Here is an 8,218-nt window from a genome sequence, read left to right as displayed (position 1 = left end):
CACCCGTTAGAGCGCAATGGCATTAAGTTAAGAAAATTTTCTAAAACCTCTTGATTAGTTTTAAGGTTTATCAATTGTAAAAATTTCTCTTCATCTATAACCTTTATTCCTAAATCATTTGCCTTTGTCAATTTAGAGCCAGCTTCCTCTCCCGCAAGCACGAACGAAGTTGATTTGCTTACACTAGAAGTCGCCTTTCCACCTCTTTTTTCTATTAGCTCTTTTGCATCATTTCTTTTTAATGTTGGAAGAGTTCCTGTTAAAACTATCTTCATCTTGTCAAATATCTTAGGTATATCTTCATCATCTGATTCAATTAGCTTAGTATTTACACCTACTGCCTTTAATTTTTCTATAACTAGTAAATTCTTTTCTTCCCTGAAAAATTCCACTACGCTATCTGCCATAGTATTTCCAAATTCCTCTAAATTTATTAGCTCTTCTTCTGAAGCCTTCATCAATTTATCTAAATCCTTAAATTCACTAGCAAGTACTTTCGCAGCCTTAGTTCCTATTAATTTTATTCCTAAACCGTTTATAAGTCTCCATAAATCATTTTCTTTTGATTTATTTATTGCATTTATTAAGTTAGTAGCTGATTTATCTCCCATTCTTTCAAGACCTGATATTTGTTCTTTTTCTAGGTAGTATAAATCAGATATATTTTCTATTAGCTTTTCATTTAATAGTAGCGTAATTATAGACTCACCTAATCCATCTATGTTCATTGCTTCTCTTGAAGCAAAATGTATAATTCCCCTTCTGATTTGAGCCGGACAAGATATATTTATACATTTAACTGCTGCCTCGCCATCTAATCTTACTGTAGGCTCACCGCATACAGGACACGCTGTCGGCATATTAAATTCTATCTCTTCTCCTGTTCTCTTATCTGTTACAACCTCTACTACCTGTGGAATTATATCTCCTGCTTTTTGAACTAATACTGTATCATTTATCTTTATGTCTTTTTCCTTTATATAGTCTTCATTGTGAAGTGTTGCTCTACTTACTGTAGTTCCTGCAAGTCTTATTGGTTCTAAAACAGCTGTAGGTGTTATAGTTCCAGTTCTACCTACTTCTACTATTATATCTAGCAATTTAGTTTCTTTTCTCTCTGCTGGGAATTTATATGCAATTGCCCATCTAGGACTCTTAGCAGTATACCCCATTTGCTCTCTCTGTGCTAGATTATTTACCTTTATAACCATTCCGTCTATTCCAAACGATAAATCCTCTCTGTGCTCTGTCCAGTATTTTATATGCTCTATTATTTGATCCATACTTTTAAACACTTTGAAATTTGGGCTTACTGAAAATCCTAGCTCTTTTAGGTATTCTAACGATTCACTATGAGTTTTGAAGTTTCTAGAATTTATATCCTCTAAATTGAATATAAATATGTCTAGAGGTCTTTTAGCTGTCAATTTAGAATCCAATTGGCGTAAAGATCCTGCAGCTAGGTTTCTTGGATTGGCGTATAGAGGTTGATCCTGTTCTTCTTGGATTTTATTTATTTTTTCAAAATCGTCTTTAGAAATATAAACCTCTCCTCTTACTGTCAATTCTCCATTTTCCTTTATATTAAGTGGTATATTTTTTATAGTCATTAAATTTTTAGTTATATCCTCTCCAACTATACCGTTACCTCTAGTAGCTCCACTTTCAAATAAACCGTTGTTGTAATTTAATCCAACTGATAAACCGTCTATCTTAAATTCAACTACATATTCAACCTCACCGTCTACAGCCTCTCTAACTCTCGAGTCAAAATCCTTTAAATCTTGCCATGAATATGCATTTGAAAGACTTAGCATAGGTATTTTATGCACAACCTGATCAAATTTATCAAGAGGTTTACCTCCGACTCTATTTGATGGCGAATCATTTGTTTTTAATTCAGGATTCTTATCTTCTAACTCGATTAATTCCTTCATTAAATTATCGTACTCAAAATCCTCTATCTCCGGTGAATCTTGATTGTAGTATTTTTCATTGTGATAATTTATTAAATTTCTCAATTCTTCAATTCTTTTTTGAGCGCTCATATTAAAAAACTCCTTAACTATTTTTTATAATTTTACCATAAAATTTTAAATTAATACCCTCTGTTTATATTTACTAAATTTGATACTGTTTCTCCTTTTATGTATTTCTTTAAATTAGAATAAATCATTTGATCTACCCTTTCTCTATTTCTATCTGAAGCCCAGCAATTATGAGGTGTTACTATTACATTTTCAGCATCCCATAGAGGGCTATCCTCTCTCAAAGGTTCATTTTCAAATACATCTAACGCAACACCCTTAAATTTATCCAAAAATTGCACCAAATCATCTTCTTTTACTAATTTACCTCTTCCGACATTTATAAAACTAGAGCCTTCTTTCATTAAAGCAAACTTATCTTTATTTATCATGCCCTCAGTTTCTGAAGTACAAGGCATTGTACTGACTACAACATCACAATTTTTAAAAATTTCATCGATTTGATCCTTAGAGAAGCATCTATCAAAATAATCTACATCTCGTCCATTGGTATTATAGCCCCATAGCTCTACACCAAATGCCTTTAGTCTTTTAGCAGATTCCACAGCTATTGTCCCAGTTCCTAAAAATCCTATTCTCTGACCGTATAATTCGCTTAGAGATAAATCCATACTCCAAAGCTTTTTATCTTGTTTGATATGAAAAGCTCTAGCCTTTTTGTATATCTCTAATATACACATAACTATCCACTCAGACATAGGAATGCTATATCCACCTCTATTGTTAGATACCTGTATGTTTTGCGCTAGAATTTTTTCTTTAGGTAATTGATCAAAACCTACACTTGTCAATATTATGTATTTTAAATTTTTCATTTTTGATATATCAAGTGTCTCAAATGGATTATACGCTACTAATACATCTGCATCATCCGTTTCTGCACTATTTTGTAGTCTCTTCTCTGGAATACAAACTACTTCATATCCCAAATCCTTTACTCTATTAAATTGTTCTTCCTTTACTCTCAAATTAAATAAAACCTTCATTCCCACATCTCCTTTTAAAATAATAACTCACATTTGTATTCAAAAAAAAATTGAGATGTATTCATCTCAAATATTAAATATAAATATCTACTTTTTTAGTATATATTTAATATCTGTAATATTTTATTTATTATGATTTACAGTCTTTCCTTTAGAAAGAGCCTTTCTTTCTTCTTTTAAATTATAAATCAATGTATTTAAAGACCAATCTATTGAAACTGCTGTGACTATAGCTGATAGAGGTCTTCTAATTTTCATTTTTTTCAAGCTATCTAAAAACGCCATTACTCTATTATTTGGAATATTATTAAATATTACAGCCTTTTCGCTCCAAGTCTCATCATTGTCATCAGAAATATTTCCATCTAATATATCCTTTATTTTTGTATTTCCATTTTTACTATTGACAACTATTCTATCTTTTATCCCTACAAAACCACTTACTGTCTTAATCGCTGTAAGCTCTTTATTATTAAAATTAACTAAAATTACACAGCTTCTATCGTGTATATTTTCTTGTTCACTATCGTTTATTTTTTTAAATGTCATTTTCCTACTCCTTTATACTAAAATTTATATTTTTCCTACATTACTAGATTTACGAGCTGTATCTTTAATTTGAAAATGAGTAATAATAGTCATTATACCACTTCCTATTAAAATTAAATAATAAACCAATCCTCCATATAAAAGAACTGCATATCCTAAAATTGGCTTAGGAAATACGTTTGCAAATATAGTAAAAAACGCCAACTCATTCGCTCCTATATTACCCGGAGTTGGTATAGGTGAAACAGCCATATATAAAAATGTCTGAAGAGTTATCATATGAATGAAATGATAATGACTTAAATTAAATGCCTTATATATCCAAAAAGAAACGCTGAAATACGCAGACAACTGCACTACAGTTAGTATAGTTGTTTTTACCAATAATTTTTTATTTGTCATAAAAAATTTAACAGATTCGCTATATTCATCTATAAAAGCATTTATTTTTTGATTCTTATCTCTTAAAAATCTCAGAATTCTAAATTTAGACAGACATCTGATTAAAATATTCAATACAAATTTTATTTTGCTTGGATTTAAAATAGCCAGTAATCCCATTATAATTGTAAATGCATTTATACTCATCCCTAATATAACTAAAGGCATTATAGTCGGCATTTGGCTTCTCAATATACCTATATTTAAAAAGAAAAATATCATACAATAAATAGTAACTACAGCCTGATATAATAAAGTTTTATTAGTTACTATACCTGTGGCTTCACTAAATGGAACTTTATATTTATTTAAAACATATATAAGCATTGGTTGGCTTCCTGAAGCAAAAGGCGTAACCAAATTATAATAAAAGCTCATAGCAGCTAGCTTAATCCCTAAAAATTTTGCCTTTACTTTATATCGAGCATCTATTATTTGCTTTAAAATAACTCCTTCTAAAAATATGTACGATAATATTACATAAATTCCTATAGCTATATATTTCTTATCGATTATGTCTTTTATGTCAGTTATAGCTTTCACATCTAAATTTTTAAAAACTAAACGAATTGTAAATGCCATTAAAAATACTAAAAAGCCGTAATTTAATATTGCATTTCTATTTTTCCTAAAAAAATTCATAATATTCTCCTCTTTATAATTTTCTATACGCTATATACGCTATAAAATTTTTACTTTTTTAAATAATTATATCTGATTTATTTCACTTATTTATATTTAGTATACACTATAAATATTGACTTTTATTACAAATTTTATCACAAAATTATTACAAACTCTTTTATAATTAAAGATTATTTTAAAAATATATAAAAATTTTTTTTTATTTAAAAATGCAATTTATTTTTTTGTTCTTGCATTTTTGTCGTAATAGTGTTTTAATTCATATATAGAGTTTTTTATTCAAAGGGGGTAATTCAAAATGATAGATTGGAATCCGGATTTATACTTAAAGTTCGGGAAAGAAAGAACTTTACCATCAAAAGATTTAATATCAAGAATAGGATTAGAAAATCCTGCTCGTATTTTAGACATAGGTTGTGGTTCTGGTAACAGTACTAACGAATTAAAGAAAAGATGGCCTAATGCAGAAATAATAGGTATAGATAATTCATCTGCAATGATTGAAAAAGCTAAATCTCTTTATGAAGATATAGATTTTAGATTAATGGACGCTACAGAAGATCTAAGTGAATTAGGAAAATTTGATATAGTATTTTCTAATGCTGCTATACAACGTATGACAGGTCATGAAGAATTAATCAAAAAATGGTTTGCTTTATTAAATACAGGCGGAACTATAGCTATACAATTACCATTAGTTGATGGTATAGCAGGACAACAAGCTTTATATGAATTAGAATATGTTAAAAAATATAAACCTTACTTCGAAGGCAAAAAATTAAGATTTAATAATCATAAACCAACTTTCTACTATGATGTATTATCTCGTTTATCAAGTGCAAAAGACATTCAAATATGGACTACTACTTATATGCACGTTATGCAAGGCTTTGAAGGAATACTACAATGGTATGAAAGTACAAGTATGAAGGACTACTTAAATGCTCTTCCTAATGATGAATTTAGAGAAAACTTCAAAAATAACTATTTAATAAAACTAAAAAATGTTTATTCTCTAAGAGCTGATGGTACTGCTTTATTCAACTACAAGAGATTATTCTTAGTTGCTTCAAAATCAAAATAAGGAAAATTTTATCTTATTTAAACGATATTTCGAGACAAAAAAGCTATGATTTATTACAGTTCTTAATATAATAAATCATAGCTTTAATTTTTCATTTTATTTTAAATAAAAAATTTTAAATTATTTTTTTATTTTTTATAATTTTAAATTTTTACTTATTTTTTTATTTTTATTTATAAAATAAATATGAAAGATAAATTTTCCTTCTTTCATTTTATTTTTAAAAATATCAGTATTTTTCTATTTATTGAATTTAGAAATAACCTTTTTATGAATCTTTCTATATACGCCAATTAAATACGGTTCATCTGAATATTTTTCCAATTGATCTATTTCTATCCATTTAACTCCACTATTTTCATCTAATTTTGCTCTCGTGTTGCTATTTTCATCTGCTGTCAAAGCATATGATATACAAAAATGAAGATGTCCACTTACAAATTTTCCCCTTTTGACATGTGGAACTACAGGTAAAATATCAAGAGTAATTATATCTTCATCCAAAACCTTTATATCAGCTAGCCCTGTTTCTTCCTTCGCCTCTTTAACAGCTACTTTAAGTAAATCACTCTCTCCATCAGCATGTCCACCTGTCCACGACCATGTATTGTATATATTGTGATGTACCATAAGTATCTTGTCTAGCTTATCGTTGAAAATAAGCCCTGAGCTAGTCATATGAGCGTACTCATTCTCTCTATAAAGTACATTATTATTTTTATCTATAAAATCTAAAATTAATTTTTTGTCGTTTTGTTCTTGTTCATTTGTTGGATTAAAATTTTTTATCGCCTCTATATAGTTCAAAACAATACCTCCATAGCAATATATTTATATATATCTTATATCACTATTTTGTAATTAGTCAAACTCAATATTAATCAAAATCAATTTTTAATTTTAAATGCTCTTGCAATATATGTATTCCTATTTTATTTTCTCCACCTCTAGGAATTATTATATCTGCATATTTTTTAGATGGCTCCACAAACTGCTCATGCATAGGCTTTACAGTAGTTACATATTGATTTAAAACAGATTCTACAGTTCTTCCTCTTTCTTTTGTATCTCTTAATATACGTCTCATCAATCTTTCATCTGCATCTGTATCTACAAATACCTTTATATCCATAAGCTCTCTAAGTCTAGGATCCTCTAAAATTAGTATACCTTCTATTATTATAACCTTTTTGGGATAAACAGCCACAACCTCTTTAGATCTAGTATGCTTAGTATAGTCATATACAGGTCTATAAATCATTTCACCTGATTTTAATCTTTTTATATCATCTATCATTTTATCTGTATCAAATGACGACGGATGATCGTAATTTAACATTACTCTTTGCTCCATAGTTTTATCATCATTTGGCAAATAATAATTATCATGACTTATCAATTCTATGTTATTTTTAAATAGCTCTTTTATGTTATTTACTATAGTTGTTTTACCTGAAGCCGACCCTCCTGCTATACCAACTACACATATATCTTTTTTCATTTTCACACCTACTTATATAAAATTTATTTTATAACTATATTTAAAAAATTATTATTTTTATAATATATTATATATTTCTTATTTTCAATACTCTTTGTATAATTTACAATTATTGTTTATAAATATAATGCGTAGTATTATTTATTATCACTTGGAAAGTATATGCCAGATTGCAATCTAGCTCTAGTTAAAATTTGACTAACCGCTAAAGTCTTTTCTAATTGTTTATAGCAAAATTCAAAATCTCTATTTTTAATTACTTTTATAAATGTATTAAATTCTGGTATAAATCTTTCATTACTTTCATCATGAAATCTTTCAATTGTACCGTCATTTAATTCCAAAACTACTTCTCCTACTTTATTAGCTGATGCAAAACTCTTTATAGATCCTTTTGTTCCTTGAATAACTCCGCCACAAATTCCTTTACAATCCTTTGCTGCAACACACATAGCAATAAAATTTTGATATGTTAGCATTAATGTTCCACTAGTGTCTATATTTCTCTCTATATTTGGATAATAGTGAACATCCTGTGGCATTCCAAATAATCCCATCACATAATGAACATTATATAAATTTAAATCCATCAAGGCTCCACCCGATTTATTTGGATCAAATACAGGTAAAATCTTTCCTTCTATAAAATCATCATATCGTCTAGAATACTGACTAAATTGACTTTGAACTATTTTTATATTACCAATTCTAGGAATCAATTCTTTGATTTTTAAATAATTTTCTAAATATAATGTAGTAATCGCCTCAAATAAAAATAATTTATTTTCTCTAGCTATATCTTGTAAAATCAATGCCTCTTTATAGTTACTAGTAATAGGTTTTTCTACAATTACATTTAATCCTTTTTCCAAAGCCATTTTACAATACTCAAAATGTAAAAAATTAGGGACTGCAATATAAACAGTATCTATTCCTAACTTACATAGCTGTTCAAAATCATCTG

At 28.1% G+C, this 8,218-nt stretch carries 8 protein-coding genes; 1 reads left to right on the top strand and 7 read right to left on the bottom strand.

Going from position 1 to position 8,218, the window contains the following annotated elements; all coding sequences use genetic code 11:
- The 4 genes from ligA to ACI3VO_RS00705 all read right to left on the bottom strand — a co-directional run.
- The coding region (ligA, locus tag ACI3VO_RS00720) for an NAD-dependent DNA ligase LigA (RefSeq protein WP_439756069.1) at window positions 1–2,048 on the bottom strand (2,048 nt) is incomplete at its 3' end.
- A 50-nt stretch (window positions 2,049–2,098) separates the two neighbouring features.
- Window positions 2,099–3,034, bottom strand: a complete 936-nt coding sequence (locus ACI3VO_RS00715; RefSeq protein ID WP_439756068.1) for a phosphoglycerate dehydrogenase — start codon at window positions 3,032–3,034, stop codon at window positions 2,099–2,101.
- 123 nt (window positions 3,035–3,157) lie between these two features.
- Window positions 3,158–3,583 (bottom strand): DUF3783 domain-containing protein, encoded by a 426-nt coding sequence (locus ACI3VO_RS00710; protein WP_439756067.1) that lies wholly within the window; start codon window positions 3,581–3,583, stop codon window positions 3,158–3,160.
- A gap of 24 nt (window positions 3,584–3,607) precedes the next feature.
- A complete protein-coding gene (locus ACI3VO_RS00705; protein WP_439756066.1) occupies window positions 3,608–4,666 on the bottom strand; it encodes a lysylphosphatidylglycerol synthase transmembrane domain-containing protein in 1,059 nt (352 codons plus the stop codon).
- A 301-nt stretch (window positions 4,667–4,967) separates the two neighbouring features.
- Here ACI3VO_RS00705 and ACI3VO_RS00700 point away from each other — a divergent pair, with 301 nt between their 5' ends.
- Window positions 4,968–5,753, top strand: a complete 786-nt coding sequence (locus ACI3VO_RS00700; RefSeq protein ID WP_439756065.1) for a methyltransferase domain-containing protein — start codon at window positions 4,968–4,970, stop codon at window positions 5,751–5,753.
- Window positions 5,754–5,993: 240 nt separating this feature from the next.
- Here the strand turns inward: ACI3VO_RS00700 and ACI3VO_RS00695 are convergent, their stop codons facing one another.
- From ACI3VO_RS00695 to ACI3VO_RS00685, 3 genes are all read right to left on the bottom strand, one after another.
- On the bottom strand, window positions 5,994–6,560 hold the full coding sequence (locus tag ACI3VO_RS00695) for an NUDIX hydrolase (protein ID WP_439756064.1): 567 nt from the start codon (window positions 6,558–6,560) through the stop codon (window positions 5,994–5,996).
- A gap of 70 nt (window positions 6,561–6,630) precedes the next feature.
- The gene (gene udk, locus ACI3VO_RS00690; protein ID WP_439756063.1) at window positions 6,631–7,254 is read right to left on the bottom strand and encodes a uridine kinase; all 624 of its coding nucleotides are present in this window, start codon (window positions 7,252–7,254) and stop codon (window positions 6,631–6,633) included.
- A 137-nt stretch (window positions 7,255–7,391) separates the two neighbouring features.
- A partial coding sequence (locus ACI3VO_RS00685) for a Gfo/Idh/MocA family protein (RefSeq protein WP_439756062.1) occupies window positions 7,392–8,218 on the bottom strand: 827 nt, incomplete at its 5' end.

The organism is Intestinibacter sp. (genome assembly GCF_051866655.1).
Lineage (GTDB): Bacteria > Bacillota > Clostridia > Peptostreptococcales > Peptostreptococcaceae > Intestinibacter.
The sequence above is the reverse complement of the archived record's forward strand: the minus strand, read 5'-3'. Positions and strand labels throughout refer to the sequence as shown.